This is a genomic window from Paenibacillus sp. FSL H7-0735 (assembly GCF_038008505.1).
Taxonomy (GTDB): domain Bacteria; phylum Bacillota; class Bacilli; order Paenibacillales; family Paenibacillaceae; genus Paenibacillus_AQ; species Paenibacillus_AQ odorifer.
This window is the reverse complement of the sequence record NZ_JBBOZH010000001.1, coordinates 2988933-3005635: the sequence shown is the minus strand read 5'-3', so window position 1 is coordinate 3005635 and position 16703 is coordinate 2988933. Positions and strand designations below refer to the sequence as shown.

The following is a 16703-nucleotide window of genomic DNA, read 5'->3' as shown; positions in this document are numbered from 1 at the left end:
ATAGCTGCAACTGGGTCCGTTAGCTCGAAAAAATGCCTTATATCTGCCTAATAGGGTCTGCTGGGTCCGCATGATTAGGCCCGAAATCAGTTTTTTTGCTTCACTGCAATTTTTTGGAAGTGACAAGCATATTTATAAGACATGCCTTTAATGTGGAGATGTTAAATATGCAGTCATTATTAAGATACGCGATCATCCTGATCGGAAGTTTGCTTATTGCAGCAGCAACTAATTTTTTTCTAGTCCCATATAAAATCCTAGATGGGGGAATAATAGGAATAGCCCTCATCATCAATTATTTATCCGATGCCAAAATCGGTATAGCTGTCCTTCTCTGCAGCTTTCCGATATTCCTGTTAGCCTGGCTGAAGGAACGCGATATCTTTTTCAACAGTATATTAGGCTTATTGACCTCATCGTTTCTCATTGAGCTTCTCGGTCCTTTGCAGTACCACTTTCTGTATTATTTTGAGTTCGGCTCCATTTCCAGCGCCATTATTGGCGGTTTTTTAATGGGAACGGGTCTTGGGCTTATGCTGCGGTTCAAAGCCAGTACAGGCGGAACGGATCTGCTGGCTCAATATATCAAAAGGTATCTCCCGCTTAATCTTGGACTCATCATTTTTTTGACGGATTTCATAATTATCGGCGCGGGAGGACTCCTAATTTCTAAAGAAACCTTCTTCCACTCCATCCTCACGATTATCGCTGGGGGTGTGGCCACAGGTCTCTGCACCTTGGAGACTGAAGAGAAATGGAAAAAAATATGAATATACACGATCATATGTTCGTATTATAATAATAAGAAAATCATCTACCGTATCTCTACCTCACCTGGAGAGTGTGAATCTATGAATAAAGAGCGTGTTATTTTGTTATCCGATTGTCAGAGCTTTTACGCCTCCGTGGAGAAGGCCTCTAATCCGCAATACAGCAACAAACCGCTTATTGTCGCCGGAGATCCAGCTAGACGAAGCGGGATTGTGCTTGCCGCTTGTCCGTTAGCCAAATCTTTTGGCATTACTACCGCCGAGACCTTGAAGGAAGCACTCGCGAAATGCCCCGAAGTAATCGTCGTCAGACCGCATATGCAGCAATATATCGATGTTTCCTCCCAAATCACGGACATTCTACGCAAATTCAGTGACCTCGTAGAACCTTATTCCATCGATGAGCAGTTTATTGATATCACCGGCAGCCTCAGCTTATTCGGAAGCCCAAGACAGATCGCTGCGACCATTCAGGACTTAATCCGCAGAAATACAGGTGTGCGCGCACGTATCGGTATAGGTTATTCCAAGGTTACCGCCAAAATGGCTTGCGACCTGTGGGCCAAGAAGAACCCGGAAGGTCTATTTACTCTCACTCAGGAAGAGCTTCCAGATGTACTTTGGCCGCTGCCCATTAGTGAGTTGTTTATGGTAGGCCGCCGCATGTCCGCGCACTTCCAAAGCATGGGCCTCACAACGATAGGCCATTTGGCACAGATGCCGCTAAGCGAGCTGAAATGGCGCATGCGGGAGAAATTCCATAAAAAATGCGATATCGATGCCGAGCTGTATTGGCGAATTGCCAATGGCATCGACGATAGCCCTGTAAGTCCCGCTACCTATGAAGTAGCACCCAAGAGCGTCGGGCACCAAATGACACTGCCACGGGATTACTATACACTGCAAGAGATCAAGACCATCATTCTGGAGCTCTCAGAGCTGGTGTGCAGGCGCAGCCGCAAACTAAAGGTGCATGGTGCAGTCGTGTCTGTTGGCTGCCAAGGCGCCAGCTTTGATGACCCCAGCGGCTTCTCGAGGCAGACTACGATGAGCGATCCTACGAATGCAACCCAGCTGGTATACGAGGCCGCCCTCGCTCTTTTCAAACAGCATTGGGAAGGTCAGCCTGTGCGCCGAATTCATCTAAGCCTGTCCAATCTGTCTGACGAAAGCCAATATCAGCTAACCTTATTTGAGTCGCGCCCCCGCTACCGCGAGCTCGAACGGGCCACTGATGCGCTGAAGAATAAATACGGAGAATCGATCATTGGACGCGCCGCATCGTTCACAGATGCCGGACAACTTAAGGACAGATCCGGAAAAATTGGCGGGCACTATAAATAAACAGTGCATCTTTATACATTTTATTTCTTAAACTATATTAAAATATATCCCATATCGTTTATAATGCTATATTGAGGTTGTTATTTTCACACAATGAAGCGACAATCATAAGTATATACACATAGATATGTAACATTCCAGGGGAGGACCGGAGAAGTTGGAAAGCACGAGCAACACTAACACTACCTATTATGAAATCGTTGATCTCTGTCTTCTTGCTGGCAAGATCATGCTGCAAAACGGTGCAGAAACCTACAGAGTAGAAGATACAATGACACGTATGGCTGCTTCTCTCGGTTTTCCAGGGGCACACAGTTATGTGACGCCAACCGTTATTATGTTCACCACAAATAGAACGGAACCCGTTAAGTTATATCGGATTGCCGAGCGAACCACAGATCTGCAGAAAGTCTCGGAGGTTAATGATATCTCGCGGCGTCTGAACGAGCGTCAGATTACAGCCGAGGAAGCTCGGACACGATTAGGAGAGGTCGATGATGCCGCACATGCGTATCCGGTATGGCTGCAAATCATAGCTGCGGCACTTACCGGCGCTTGCTTCACCGTTATGTTTAAAGGCAGCTTGTGGGATGCTCTCCCCGCATTGCCGATTTCCGGGTTAGGTTATGCTGCGGTTATCTACCTGCATCGTCTTGTGCAGACTAGATTTTTTGCAGAGTTCTCTGCTTCCTTCCTGATCGGACTTCTAGCCTTCTATTCTGTAAAGCTGGGTATAGGTCAAGAAATGGACAAAATCATCATCGGCTCCGTGATGCCTCTAGTACCCGGTCTACTCATTACAAATGCCGTTCGTGATCTGATGGCCGGTCATCTGGTCTCAGGCATATCCAAAGGAGCCGATGCCTTTCTAACTGCTTTTGCGATCGGTACAGGCATTGGGCTTGTACTATCACTATTTTAATTCTCCATGTGAAAGAGGTTAGCCCTTCATGATTTTGCAACTTATAACCAGTTTTATCGCCGCGGCAACCTTCTGTATTTTATTTAATGCGCCTAAGCGCGCTCTACTGCAGTGTGGTTTTGCTGGAATGGTAGGCTGGATGGTGTATGTGATCCTTGATGTAGAGTGTGGGCCTGTTGTTGCTACGTTTGCAGCTACTGTAGTTGTGGGCATCGTCAGCCAGTTGTTTGCCCGATCCTTCAAAATGCCGGTTATTATTTTTAGTGTAGGCGGTATTATCCCACTTGTTCCGGGTGGCCTTGCTTACGATGCTATGCGCAGATTTGTGGAAGAGAACTATAATCTGGCTGTAGAAATCGCTGTTCGGGCATTAATGCTCTCTGGCGCAATTGCGGCTGGACTGGTACTGAGTGAAGTTATCGGACAAATGTTCCGCCGTCGTGCAAGCAAAGCCTAACCTTCTTACAACGTCATCTCATAGATTCAAAAAAAAAGAAATCGTCTCTTGGTATAATGAGGATCATCCAACCCTCTTCCAAGAAGCGATTTCTTTGTTTACTGTCCTATCTACACAAGTACTGCTACAGGTTCAACCTCCGAATAAATACTATTGATCCTGTTATTTTTAATCCAAGAAAGTCCTACGGTACCTTCACCCGCATGAACAGCCACGGCAGGAATGTATGTCATAATCTCCGTACGTAAATCAGGCGCCATTTCTTTGATGTCTTCTTCTAACTTCAGCGCCATTTCTAAATTATTGGAATGCATGATGCACACATCGCTAACAAGTCCAGCATCCTGTTTAAAGATATCTAACAGCGCCTGCTTCGTCTTCTTCATCGTACGGATTTTTTCCACAACAATGACCTTACCCTCGTCAAAACGCAGCAGCAAATTTATCCGCAATAATTGACTAAGCACTACCTGTGTACCAGAAACACGCCCACTACGGTGAAGCTGGGACAAGCTTGAAGGGATTAAGTAGAAGGACATATTTTGAATGATATTCTCTATCTTTTCTTTAATTTCTAGGGCAGTAAAGCCCATCTTGTGCCAATGAATACCTCGCGTGATCATTTCCCGAATCGGATAAGCGCCAACCTTAGAATCAATTCCAATGACATTAGCTTCTGCTATTTCAGCACCTTGCATGGAAGCATTGTATGTTCCGCTAAGCCCTGTCGAAAGATGCACCGCGATAATCTCATCATATTCTTCCTTCAACCGTTCGTATAACTCGATAAACTCACCGATTGGCGGCTGTGAGCTGCCTACTTGATCATCCTGACGCATTTTCTCATAGAACTCATCGATCGTAATATCTATATTTTCTTTATAACACTCGTTGTTAATAATCAGACGTAAAGGAACAATATACACATGGTTGTTCTTGGCGAACTCAGGATCGATTGTACATGTACTGTCGGTTACCCAGGCAATTGATTTCATGGTCACTTGTCACTTCTCTCTTTCATGAAAGGAATAGTAGAATGTTTGAAGAGACAAGGGCCACTAAACCTTCTCGGCCAATGAATCACTCTCTCATCCTGTACAATCAACATACGAATAGACCAGCGGTTTAGGAAGTCCTCGTGCGTATTCGTAAATTATACAAGATAACGAGCGATAAGATAGGCAAAACAGGACGATAATGCAAATTTTATTCATCTTTTTTCAACTTTATTCGACATTATTTCACATTATGTATGACGAATATACCTATCCTAATAGAGCCACTTCATGTTATGTAAAAGCCTAACCACAGCAAAAATATCCCCGTCCCCGCCCTCACCGTTCTTACATAAATCAGCGCTTGGTAGTTACATTAATAGGTACTCTTTACAGTTGTTACAGTACGGGGCTAAGTTATGATTTGGTCAGATTTGGCCCGGCATCTGTCAATTTGTCCAACTTTCCCTGTTGGCGGGTTGCGCTCGCCTTTATGAAGATCAGTTACCTTCTGCTGTGATAAAGCTTAGCTTATTACGGTGTAAGTAAGTCTACCGTCCAGTTTTTCTCCTGAATTTTAAAATCCAACTCCCGATAAGACTTAGACAGCTCATCAATCTGCTTCTGAATCTGGGCGACATCCACCGTTCTCTGGAAACGAACCTCAGAGCGGCTGTACCGATCCTGAGTGATCGATGCTTGCTCAAGCAAATCGCTAAAAAGCTTCCGCAGCTGAAGCATTTTATCCCGTTCGGCTAGGGCATCGGCAATACTCCACTTCTCATTGAAGGCCACAGATGAATTCGTTCGATTAATTGCTCGAATCAAAATCGTCTGCTCGTTAACAGCTATTTCCAGCTCACGCAAAAGAGCCTCCGGCTGCTCTGCCGGTTCTTCCCCTTCCTGCACCTTAACGACCCGATCGAGCCGCTGCTTTAGCTGCGCGATTTTACGAGTAAGATCACTTCGGTTCACTAATGCTTCCGCAAGTTTCATATTTGAGTTCCCCCTAAGATTTTCTGATAGCTGGCGATATCCAGTCTTCGACCAAATTTACAGCCAATCTCCTTGAAGTAGGCGCATTGTTCATATCCATTCTTTGAGAAAAGCTGGCGACTGCGTTCATTCTCTGCGCAAACGGTAGCTACTAACACATGGAAATCCAGTTCGGCAGCTCTCTCTTCAATAAAGCGTAAGGCATGCTGTCCTATTCTTTTACCCACACAAGCCGGTTTCAAATACACACTGATCTCCCCAGAGCTATCATAAGCCGGCTTACTCTTATGTCTAGCAATCAGAACATAGCCCTGAATAACATTGTCCCAGGATAATATAACGTATGATTTAAACCGCGGATCATCATTCATCACTGATTGCCGCATTTCGTCCAAACTTAAAGGCTCGGTATGAAAAGAAACCGTAGTGTTCAGCACGTAATAGTTATAAATATCGAGTACATCCGACAGATGCTCTTCGCGAATTTCAGTGAATAACAAACTTTCTCCCATTACTTTGTTCAACACAGCTAATCCTCCCAAATGGATGTTTCCAAATGATCGACGAACTTGCGTAATTTACCGGCTAGCTTGCGGTTAATGGTTCCATCCTGGTACATTTGCTGGACCTTATCCCGTTGCTCCTGAATAGCTTTCAGTTTCAATTCCAGCTTTTGATCATCAACAAGACCATCTTTAGTCCAGCCTTGTCCCTGCTGGAGGCGTGAGATCAGCTTTTCGTAACTGTCTGCGACCTTCTCAGCTGCTTTACGGTTGTTCTCATTCTTACTTGCATTAATAGCAGCAATCGCTGCATGAGACATAGAGATCTTAGCTTTTCTGGCACACTCAGCCTGTTGCAGCATCAGTTGACTAGCTTCCCCTTCATTCTGGCCAGAGAACATCCCCGCAAACAGCCGTCTAATCTCCGTAATGGAGATTCTGATCTGAGAGTTTAGACTTCTGGCTAGAAAGACTTCACTATGATCCAAGAATTCTTCCATCTTCAGCGCCACTGAGGCAGGAATCTCATTGTTGGCCAGCAATTGGCTCAGCTCTTTGCGTTCGGCATGCAGACCCACAATCCTTGCTTCAACCCCAAGTCGGCGGAAGTTCTCCAATGCGGGGTCATTCGCCTGATCTTCGCGGTTAAGACTATAAACTTTTTCTTTAAACTCACTCAAAGCTGGCAATGCAGATTCCTTGCTCTCTTCTGTCATCATACTTTGAAGCAAGGTTATCCCGGCGGCAACAACCTTAGATTTGGCCGCCTGCTCAACCTCAGTATCACCCGGTTCAGCAACCGGCTCTTCTTTACCTGCGAGAATTGGTAAAAAGATACTAGCGATCAGCAGTGACATCAGAATCACACCCGCAGCGATAAAGATAATTAGATCACGTTCAGGAAAAGGTGAGCCATCCCCTAACACAAAAGGAATCGAGAAGGCACCGGCTAAAGTAACCGCGCCTCGCACTCCTGAAATTGTCAGGATTAGCATAGACTTAATAGACGACTTTTCCATTTTTTGCAGGCCGGCGCCAGCCAGGGAGAACACATACACCCATATAAAACGCAGCACAAAAAGCAGCAACGTTATCGCTAATACATAACCAATCACCATAAGATTGTCCACAGCTGTATCCCGGTAGATCACTTCAATAACATCTGGAATCGACAACCCGAGAATAAGGAAGACCAAGCCATTCAAGATGTAGAGCAGCACAGACCATGTGCTGGCGGACACCAGCTGTAGCTTATACTGTGGCGAAACTGCACGGTCCTTCTCGACAGCATGAATTATGCCTGCTGCAACCACAGCTAAAATACCGGATACCCCTATTTCTTCACTAATCAGATACACAATGAAAGGAGTCAGGATTTGCAGCAGCACATGCACTGTGATGTCCTCCATCCCCAGTCTGCGAATAAATACGCTGAACCGAATCAGGAGGAACGCGAGTATTGCTCCGACAATTAGTCCACCTAGAGCAATAATCACAAAGCTAATAGAGGCTTTCGGCAAAGAAAATATGCCTGTAACAGCTGCTGCAATAGCGAAGTTAAACGCAACAAGACCAGAGGCATCATTCATCAATGATTCACCCTCTAGAATACGATGAATACTCTTGGGAAGATGTACTCTCCCAGCGATTGCGCTTACCGCCACAGCATCTGTCGGCGATAAGATCGCTGCCAGCGCAAAAGCAGCTGCGAGTGGAATGGTGGGGATCATCCAGTTAATGGAATATCCAGCGATAAGCACTGTAGCAAATACCAAGCCTAGTGCCAGCATTAAGATTGGAGCACGCAGGTTCCATAACTCATTTCTTGGTGTTCGCTTTCCGTCATTGAACAAAAGCGGCGCAATAAATAACACGAAAAACAACTCTGGCTCCAGTGACATATGTATTCCCAAAGGCAATAGTACGACCACTACACCCAAGCCAATTTGTATTAAGGGTATCGGCACGAAGGGAATGAATCGGTTTATGATGTTGGATATTGCGATAAGCCCAAGTAGGACGAGTACAACTAGAAATGTCTCCAAACCACATCAACTCCCTTTTTTTTATTTGATTATTATATCGCAAAGCTTTAGGCAAGGGCAAAATCTAGCAAAAGATTCTCAATAATAAAACCCCCTACAAATTCCACAAAAATTCCATCAGATATATATTGACATAAATATTTATTTGTGTTATAATAAAATATTTACCTATTGTGTTCGTTTCTAGTTTTGAGTAATATATGCATTAGCCTCACGGCGTCGCTCTTATTATCAATCACGGAGGGATATTATGTACATTGCTCAAGGAATAGAAATGCTCGAGATTACAGCGCAGGTTATGGGTGGAAAAGACACGATTTACCCCACGCTACTCTGGGATGGACATGCCGCCGTACTCGTCGATACCGGATTCCCGGGTCTACTCTCTAATTTCAAAGAGGCTCTAAAAGAAGCGGATGTGCCTTGGCAGAAGCTCCGCACCCTTATTATCACGCATCAGGATTTAGACCATATTGGTTGCCTCCCTGCCCTATTGGCTGAAGAAGATCTAGAGCTTACTGTTCTGGCTCATGAAATTGAGCAGCCCTATATTCAAGGAGAGCGAATGCTCCTTAAGCACACTCCCGAAGCATTAGCGGTGGCAGCGGCTATGATCCCAGCTCATGTACCTGAGGAGTGGCGGCGTGCCTTCCTCTCTGTATTAGCCCATCCTCCTAAAGGAAAAGTGGATCAAACACTTGTGGATGGAGAAAAGTTACCTTTTGCCGGTGGAATTACGGTGATCCATACCCCAGGCCATAGCCCAGGGCATCTCAGTCTTTACCATCATAATAGCCGTACACTTATTGCTGCCGATGCCTTGACCGTTCAGAATGGCGAGCTACAGGGTCCCACTCCTTCCGCCACACCTGACATGGAGCTGGCTTTGTCCTCTCTGACCAAGTTCTCTGAGTATGAGATCGATACGGTCATTTGTTATCACGGCGGACGCTACCGCGGAGATGCAAACAGACGTATTGCTGAACTAGCAGAAGGAAAAGGAAAGCTGTAATTGTACAAAAGAAGACAGAGCCTGAAATCCGGCTCTGTCTTCTTTTTTCATATATGATCGCTATTCTTAATTATCACTTAAGACTCTGAACCTACCGTAAACCGTTCACGAATATGCTGCGGCTGTTCGATTTCATCAACAATAGCAACGGCATAGTCTTCGTAGCTGACATAACTCTCGCCTTTGGAGTTCACCAGAAGATTATCCTTACCTTTTACATAAGAGCCCGTTCTTGTGCCAATGGCAAAATTAGCAGATGGACTAACAAAGGTCCAAGAGAGTGAATCTGTTCCTTGTAGTATCTCCAAATTCTTAGCTTGATTCGTCGCTGTTGGCTTAATGAAGTCAGGAAAGTCATTCGTATCCGCTACTTTAAGCGTTTTGGCTTCATCTACATATAGACTTCCTGCACCGCCAACTACAATCAATCTTGTATCGGGCGAAGCCTTCAAAGCTTCAATAAGCACATTCCCGGCATCCACATGCAGATGTTCTTGTCCAAACGGCGCACCAAAAGCATTCACAACCACGTCGAACCCCTGCAAATCTTCAGTGGTAAGCGCAAATACATCCTTTTCGATGACATTCGCTTTCCTATTTGTTACTTTAGATGCATCCCGTACAATCGCTGTAACTTCATGACCTCTATCCAACGCTTCCTGCGTAATTCGACTTCCAGCTTTTCCACTTGCTCCAACAACTGCGATTTTCATATGATTGTCCTCCTGAGTTTACGATGTTTTCGCTTTAGTATTTATATCAAGAAGCTCCTGAACGATGGTTCTATCGATATCGAGATCAAATTTTCTCCCCCAAAAGCATTCCGTGCCCCGTTGAGTGATCCGATCATAGTCTTCTATCGTTAGTGTTCTAGGATAATCCGGTCCTGTTTCCCAATCTGTATACCGCTTAATTTCATTCAGTACATGCATCTTATAAACGCTATTCAAAATTATCGTATGGAAAAAGATTTCATCTCCACATAAAGTGTTCCTAAAAAATCTGACGTATTCCGGAGAGCTTTTTGTAAAATCCAAGATGTATTCCATACATTCACCTGTAATTGACATCCAGTTCGAGCCTTTATATAAACCTTTCGGCAAAGCACCTAATTTTCTTTGCAGAAACGGAACGCTCATAATTAGTTTAATGTACCTCATTCTGATCGCTGTCATACGCCGGGTCCTTGAGATGAGGAACCTAGGATAATAAACTGAGACCCGCTCGTAACATCCCCAAGTTTCCGCTGCATTAGGCAGCTGCAAATACTTCACAAATTCCTTACCCTCATTCATCTTAAAGAAATCTAGAATCACTTCATTTGAAGCTAGAGGCAGATCCTGACCGCTTAAGATGTGAATATAATTGAAATCCCCATGTTCTTTGATCAGCGAAAAGCACTTCAAAATACATTCAATTTGACTGTAATGCCCCCACTGTACATCAATAGGCTTTTCCACAAAATGAATATCGTTACGATGAATAATATCAGCCTCAATATTACTTTTCTGATCGACATGCAGGAAAAACTCTACGGACTCGTTAGTTAAACTATCGATTAGCATATTGATCTGCTCCGGATTTTTATGACAGAGAATTATATACGCCATTTTGAATGCTTCCAACAAACTTCACCCTTCCGCCCACCTATTTCCAATATTATAAAATAAATGGACGAAAATGGATATAGATTTATCTTTCTAAAACAAGTCTGATTCCAATGTTCCATGGATCTTGGAATGTAGGATTTCCATTCTCTTCTGTAACTGCGTAACCAGCCTGCCGAACTCGCTCCACCACAGCGTTACGTTCCTCTTCATTCGCAAGAATTAATGTGAAATAATCAATCCCTACAGTATCAGCTGGAGCCGCAGGTGCACCCTGTCCGGCCCAAACATTCAGCCCGATATGGTGATGATAACCACCAGCAGAGATAAACATAGCAGCACTTCCATAATTGGCTGTTAGTTCAAAACCAAGCAAATCGACGTAGAAGGCTTTCGCCTTATTTAAATTCCCCACATGAAAGTGTACATGCCCAATCACTGTTCCTGCTGGCAGCCCGTTCCATGATAAACCTTCAGAAGCAGCCAGTAGTCCATCTACATCCACTGGATCAGTGGACATCATTACATGCCCTTCCGCATCATATTTCCATTCACTCTTAGGTCGATCTCGATAAATTTCAATCCCATTATTATCTGGATCCTGAATATACAGTGCTTCACTGACCAGATGATCGCCCTGCCCCACCTCAATCCCCGAAGAGATCAAATTACGCACAACCAATCCAAGGCTAGGACGATCTGGAACAAGGATAGCAAAATGATACAACCCAGCCACAGAATTAGGACGGATCACCCGCGCATTTTCAATCTCCCGCAAAATCAATAACACATTCTGACCGTCAGCGGTCATTTCAACTTCGCGGCCAGTCTGCCGTAAAACGCTTAATCCCACAACATTCTGATAAAAGGTGAGCGAACGCTCCAAATTGCTTACTCTAATCTGCACCAGACCGATCTGAGTGTCTGGTTGAAGTATTGTTTTAGTCGTCATTATAAATTCCTCCTAATCATGCTGTAACTATTTCAGTTACAAATTAACTATCTTTAGTATAGTTACCTTCTATATGTTTGTCAATTACCTATAAAAAAATCATGTCGACTGGTTCACAGCCAAACATGATTCACAAGAACATATAAGAAGTAATTCAAAAAAAGGTTTCCGGGTATTTCAACTCTCCCTTAATCCTCTGCAGTACGCCTTCCTTCAGCTCACAGACCATAAAGACTCTCTCCGGTACCTCAAACTGCTTCAACTCGAGCCCATGTGGCCCTGCGGGTTGAAATCCGAATCTTGGGTAATATTCGGGATGCCCGATCAAAAAAACAAGCTCATATCCAAGCGTTCTACATCTTTCTAACCCTTCTTGGATCAGCGCCTTGCCGATTCCTTGCTTCTGAACGTTCGGCAGAACAGCTAATGGGGCTAACGCAATCACATCAGATAACTTCTCCCCATCTTGAACTACAGCCTTACTTAACAGTAGATGTCCTACAATCTCATTATCCTTTTCCGCTACAATCGAGAGCTCCGGGATAAACCCCTGCGAATTTCTAATGTTTTCGACCAACCGCGCTTCATCTTCCCGATCACCAAAAGCCTTAACATTCACTTGAAATACTCCATTATAGTCTGCCACAGTTTCTGTTCTAATTCTCATTTTTGTTGCTCCATTCCAGAAAATATTCGGATACACTGGATTCCAGAAGGCCGATCAAATCTTCATCCATATACTTATAGTCATCAGCTATGTTCAGGCAAATTATTTTTTTGCCAATTACACAACCTCTAAATTTATCTTGAATTCTTCGAACATGTTTCTTCTCCATCACAAAAATCACATCCGCCCAACCCAAATGCCCTTCAGAAATTTTGATTCTGGCATGATCTTCAGTCCCTGCAGATCTCACTTCATGACCATCAATTCCTTGAAAGATCTTCTCCGCAGTTAGACTCCGCCAGCGATTCTGGCTGCAGACAAACAGTAGTTTAATAAGTGCACCTTCCTTATCCGATTGTTAAAAAGATATTTATTGTCTCGCCTGCTTCGTGTATTCAATCAACCAACAATCTCTTAGCTCTCCTTCATGTTGCTCGTGCTGTTCAAGGTATTTCTTCTTCACAAAGCCAATCTTCTCATATACTCTAAGGGCTCTCTTATTCCAGGCTTGCGGGTCCATGACAATTTTGTCCGCTTGTTTTATTTCGATAAGATACTTAACCGTTTCTTTAATGAGCCGTGAACCAATTCCTTGATTCCATAAAACAGGCTCGCCAATGAACTGGTCCATCCCAAAGATTTGACCTTTGAATCCCACGTAGCCGTACACTTCTAATTCTTCATCATCTATAAGATAGAACTGGAGATAACCTATATCCCGCTCCTTGTATTGCACTATACACCGCGTGACTTCTGCTTGCTCGTCGTAAAAATGCTCCCTCACCAGCTCCAAATCATGCGGGCGATCACGGCCTTCATAGAACTCCAGTACAACGGGATCTGAGAGCCATTTTACAAGTAATGCGGCATCGTTTAACTCAAGTGTTCTCAGTCTGATCTCTTGCTTTTCAAAAATAATCATAACGCGCCATACAGTTCATAAAGAGGTCTGTAGCTTGGATGTTCTTCTATTTCCGTTACGACAACACCTTGCTCGGAGTCAATCACACGGTAGGCTTTAGCTACTTCTCTGGTCGACATCACTTTATATTCATTATCTTTATAGATGATTGCACAATTGTTATCCACCGCGATTCCCGGCAGACCTCCACCTTTAACCATGCGTGTAAAATCTTCAACCCGAATATCCTCATTATAATGCGGACAATGAATGCCCGGCAGAATCCCCATGGCTGCAAGCTTGATATACTGCCATTCACCCTGGTCGTCGAACGCTTCAGAGTCACTATGCCCATATTCAAACCAACAGATGGAACCTGCGCTAAGCCCGGCCAATACGGTTCCAGAGGAATAAGCTTCTTTCAAAAGCGTATCTACCCCTGTATTTTTCCAAATCTCCAGCATCTTTCGGGTATTGCCTCCACCAACATAAATCAAATCAGCAGCTGTAATTAAATCTGTAATCTCATCCTGAGTGTAGGTTTGGCTCACAAGCAATAAGTGACTTGTTTCACATCCGAGAATATCGCCATATACTTTGCTAAAAGTATCACAATGCCCCGGCGCATCACTACTGGCTGTTGGAATAAATAACGCCTTCGGCTTAGCCTTTTGAGTTAGCTGCACAACTTCACGATCAATTTCCAACGTTTCAAGCTCGATTAACTCTCCCCCGCCAATAACTACGATAGTGCCCATGTTTTCCCCTTCTTTCACTAGGATTACATCCTATTGCTTACTCTTGGCTTACCGATGCTTGCAAAATATTCCTCTGCCAAAATGCTGTAAATCTCCAGATCCACCAGCCCTTTACCTGACCATACATGCGCCTGCCTTAACGTGCCTTCTTTCGTAAAGCCATTTTTCAAAAGCACCCGCTTCGATCGTTCATTAAAGGGCATAACCTCAGCTTGAATTCGATTGACTTCTGCAGTCTCAAATAAATATTTCACCACTAACTGAATGGCCTGAGCTGCAATCCCTTTGCCCCAATAAGGTTCCGCCAAAAAGTAACCGATCGTCACCATATCCACCTTTTGATTAAAATCCATAACTTCGATGATACCTAGCAGTATGTAAGGGTTATTTTTGAGGAAAATCCCCCATTTCACTCTTACCCCTTTGGTAAAATCACGTTCGAAATGACCAATCATATTTTTGACTGTATCTTTATTATGTTTCGGAATAATCCCACAGTACTCAAACACTTGATCATTGCTATATATCCCAAATACCTCATTAAGGTTGCTGACTTCAATCTTTTTCAGTAATAATTGCTCGGATTCCAAAGTAGGGAATTGCTCAAATACGTGACTAAGCTTCAATTTGTTCCCTCCATTACTTTTTGATGGCTTGGATTAAGGTTGCAGTTTGATTTTTTGTTTCCTTTATTATCCTTTCCTTTATTATCCCCGGACACTTCCCCTGTACTGCGCGGTTCTAAGCTCACGAATATAAGGCTCTGCAGCTGGCATATCTGCCTCAACGGCCTGTTGAACGGCTAACTCGATGTCATAAGGCACTCTTACAAATTGCATATTTAAAGGAGCTGCTGACCCTCCCATGTATTCTCCCTCCATAATCACATAAGATGCCTGGGTTAAATCAAGCGGATTCCCCACACTGCCTACATTAAATAAAGTCTTGCCTTCTAAATGTTGAATAAAAGCATTATGAATATCCCCGTAACCTACGATATCCGCTTGTCGTTTCTCCTGGCAGAGATCAGAATAATCAAACAAAGATAATCGCTTTTCATAATCATCCCAAGGTTGAACACGTTCATACAGGCTTCGTGGCGAAGCATGAAATAATCGCACAAATTTACCACTTATCATAAACTCAATCGAAAACGTCAACGTGCTTAAATAATCAAGACGTTCTTGACCTAATAACCCGCGGCACCACCGAGCCATCTCAAAATCAACATCCTGATTCATTAAATCATCCCAGTTCCCCATAACACTGATTTCACAATTCTTTTTTATGATATCAACGGCTAGATCTGAGTTCGGTCCTTTTCCAACAATATCGCCTAAACAAAAGACTCTGCTGATTCCCCGCTGCTGGATGTCATCTAAAACGGCCGTAAGGGCCGGTATATTTCCATGAATGTCTGAGATTATTGCAATTTGCTCCACTGTAGAACCTCCGTATATATTGATCTTTAAAAAAGTTACTTATCCTAATTCTAATTGTACTGCATCAGCGACTGTGGCTCATTTATAGGGCTTTTTTGCTTCTCATTTTGCTACTTTGGATGATTTCAGCCAAATCTGAGGCATTTATACCGTACATTTCACCATTTCAGCTACTTCAGCCCATTTCTAAGGCATTTATACCGTACATTCCACCATTCCAGCCACTTCCGCACATTTCAACGGCATTTATACCGTACATTTCACCATTTCAGCTACTTCAGCCCATTTCTAAGGCATTTATACCGTACATTTAATCATTCCAGCCACTTCAGCCCATTTCAACGGCATTTATACCGTACATTTCATCATTCCAGCTACTTCAGCACATTTCAACGGCATTTATACCGTACATTTCACCATTCCATCCACTTCAGCCCATTTCTACGGCATTTATACCGTACATTTCACCATTTCAGCTACTTCAGCCCATTTCAACGGCATTTATACCGTACATTTCACCATTCCAGCCACTTCAGCCCATTTCAACGGCATTTATACCGTACATTTCACGAGTCCAGCCACTTCAGCCCATTTCAACGGCATTTATACCGTACATTCCACCATTCCAGCTACTTCAGCCCATTTCAACGGCATTTATACCGTACATTCCACCATTCCAGCCACTTCAGCTCATTACAAAGGCATTTATACCGTACATTTCACCATTCCAGCTATCTTGTTCTAGTCCCACTTAATCTTTTGTAAACTTTATGGATTGTAAAATATCCTCTATCCTCTTCATGTCTTCTTTATGTACTTCATCTACACTGTAAGGGAACTGCACCATAAATGACATTTCCGGTTCCTCAATAACGTAATAGATAGCTTTCCCTTTACTCCCTTCCTCTTCGAATACTTCAGTTTCGTACTTTATGGACTCTAACCCGCCTAAACTAGCTTTACTTTTTGTCAGCTCCGCCCCGTTGTTGTAATTCGTTTGGGCATCCCCGAGCCATTTGTTGACAAGCTCCATATCCTTAGGCTTAAATCCAAAGAGCATTACTCCTGGACCTTTAAGTCCCTCAGCAGGTTTATAATCAGTCGTAGAGACTATCAACCATAATGGCGCTCCATACTTCTCAGTTACAACCCAATGATCCGGATAGTTAAAGGTGATTCCAAAATTCGCATCCTCGTATTTAGTGGTATCCCTTGATTCATTACATCCGGTAATCATTACTATAATTAGTAGTATAGGCAGTAATTTCTTTAACATTCTTTAGCTCTCCCTCAATGTATGTATGTATATTATCTTTAATCCGGCTTATAAAT

Annotated in this window: 19 protein-coding genes; 5 read left to right on the top strand and 14 right to left on the bottom strand. The window is 43.5% G+C overall.

The annotated features are described in order from the left end of the window. Positions 1-167: 167 nt before the first annotated feature. From NSS82_RS13470 to NSS82_RS13455, 4 genes are all read left to right on the top strand, one after another. On the top strand, positions 168-770 hold the full coding sequence (locus NSS82_RS13470; protein ID WP_036685975.1) for a YitT family protein: 603 nt from the start codon (positions 168-170) through the stop codon (positions 768-770). A gap of 81 nt (positions 771-851) precedes the next feature. Then, positions 852-2114, top strand: a complete 1263-nt coding sequence (locus NSS82_RS13465) for a DNA polymerase IV (RefSeq protein WP_036685972.1) — start codon at positions 852-854, stop codon at positions 2112-2114. 157 nt (positions 2115-2271) lie between these two features. Beyond that, positions 2272-3036: a threonine/serine exporter family protein gene (locus NSS82_RS13460; RefSeq protein ID WP_051491428.1), complete on the top strand. Its 765-nt coding sequence runs from the start codon at positions 2272-2274 to the stop codon at positions 3034-3036. Between the two features lie 28 nt (positions 3037-3064). Continuing rightward, complete coding sequence (locus tag NSS82_RS13455; protein ID WP_036685970.1) at positions 3065-3493, top strand: threonine/serine exporter family protein; 429 nt, start codon at positions 3065-3067, stop codon at positions 3491-3493. A gap of 110 nt (positions 3494-3603) precedes the next feature. On the opposite strand, the gene NSS82_RS13450 is transcribed toward NSS82_RS13455, so the two are convergent. From NSS82_RS13450 to NSS82_RS13435, 4 genes are all read right to left on the bottom strand, one after another. Then, positions 3604-4488, bottom strand: a complete 885-nt coding sequence (locus NSS82_RS13450; RefSeq protein ID WP_076272872.1) for a DegV family protein — start codon at positions 4486-4488, stop codon at positions 3604-3606. Between the two features lie 534 nt (positions 4489-5022). After that, positions 5023-5484, bottom strand: coding sequence for a DIP1984 family protein (locus NSS82_RS13445; protein WP_038570144.1), 462 nt, complete (start codon positions 5482-5484; stop codon positions 5023-5025). After that, entirely contained in the window at positions 5481-6011 is a 531-nt protein-coding gene (locus NSS82_RS13440) for a GNAT family N-acetyltransferase (protein ID WP_244886468.1), read from the bottom strand. The genes NSS82_RS13445 and NSS82_RS13440 overlap by 4 nt, the downstream gene beginning before the upstream one ends. Positions 6012-6013: 2 nt before the next feature. Then, a complete protein-coding gene (locus NSS82_RS13435; protein WP_036685967.1) occupies positions 6014-8032 on the bottom strand; it encodes a Na+/H+ antiporter in 2019 nt (672 codons plus the stop codon). 250 nt (positions 8033-8282) lie between these two features. Between NSS82_RS13435 and NSS82_RS13430 the strand changes: the two genes are divergently transcribed. Next, the gene (locus NSS82_RS13430; RefSeq protein ID WP_076272867.1) at positions 8283-9044 is read left to right on the top strand and encodes an MBL fold metallo-hydrolase; all 762 of its coding nucleotides are present in this window, start codon (positions 8283-8285) and stop codon (positions 9042-9044) included. Positions 9045-9121: 77 nt separating this feature from the next. On the opposite strand, the gene NSS82_RS13425 is transcribed toward NSS82_RS13430, so the two are convergent. The 10 genes from NSS82_RS13425 to NSS82_RS13380 form a co-directional block, all read right to left on the bottom strand. Next, positions 9122-9757, bottom strand: coding sequence for an NAD(P)-dependent oxidoreductase (locus NSS82_RS13425; RefSeq protein WP_036685963.1), 636 nt, complete (start codon positions 9755-9757; stop codon positions 9122-9124). A gap of 18 nt (positions 9758-9775) precedes the next feature. Continuing rightward, positions 9776-10654, bottom strand: coding sequence for a beta-1,6-N-acetylglucosaminyltransferase (locus NSS82_RS13420; protein ID WP_036686534.1), 879 nt, complete (start codon positions 10652-10654; stop codon positions 9776-9778). 82 nt (positions 10655-10736) lie between these two features. After that, the gene (locus tag NSS82_RS13415) at positions 10737-11603 is read right to left on the bottom strand and encodes a VOC family protein (RefSeq protein ID WP_076272866.1); all 867 of its coding nucleotides are present in this window, start codon (positions 11601-11603) and stop codon (positions 10737-10739) included. A 154-nt stretch (positions 11604-11757) separates the two neighbouring features. Beyond that, positions 11758-12270 (bottom strand): GNAT family N-acetyltransferase, encoded by a 513-nt coding sequence (locus NSS82_RS13410; RefSeq protein ID WP_036685959.1) that lies wholly within the window; start codon positions 12268-12270, stop codon positions 11758-11760. Continuing rightward, the gene (locus NSS82_RS13405) at positions 12260-12604 is read right to left on the bottom strand and encodes a low molecular weight protein tyrosine phosphatase family protein (RefSeq protein ID WP_076100670.1); all 345 of its coding nucleotides are present in this window, start codon (positions 12602-12604) and stop codon (positions 12260-12262) included. The genes NSS82_RS13410 and NSS82_RS13405 overlap by 11 nt, the downstream gene beginning before the upstream one ends. Before the next feature lie 36 nt (positions 12605-12640). Further along, positions 12641-13192, bottom strand: coding sequence for a GNAT family N-acetyltransferase (locus tag NSS82_RS13400; protein WP_036685956.1), 552 nt, complete (start codon positions 13190-13192; stop codon positions 12641-12643). Then, positions 13189-13947, bottom strand: coding sequence for a Type 1 glutamine amidotransferase-like domain-containing protein (locus NSS82_RS13395; protein ID WP_143761273.1), 759 nt, complete (start codon positions 13945-13947; stop codon positions 13189-13191). Before NSS82_RS13395 ends, NSS82_RS13400 begins: the two co-directional genes overlap by 4 nt. A 5-nt stretch (positions 13948-13952) precedes the next feature. Next, positions 13953-14555, bottom strand: coding sequence for a GNAT family N-acetyltransferase (locus NSS82_RS13390; RefSeq protein ID WP_051491425.1), 603 nt, complete (start codon positions 14553-14555; stop codon positions 13953-13955). Between the two features lie 81 nt (positions 14556-14636). Beyond that, complete coding sequence (locus tag NSS82_RS13385; RefSeq protein WP_076105504.1) at positions 14637-15371, bottom strand: metallophosphoesterase family protein; 735 nt, start codon at positions 15369-15371, stop codon at positions 14637-14639. Between the two features lie 751 nt (positions 15372-16122). Next, positions 16123-16647 carry a hypothetical protein gene (locus NSS82_RS13380; protein ID WP_076272864.1) on the bottom strand — a complete coding sequence of 175 codons (525 nt, stop codon included), beginning with the start codon at positions 16645-16647 and terminating at the stop codon, positions 16123-16125. Positions 16648-16703 lie beyond the last annotated feature (56 nt).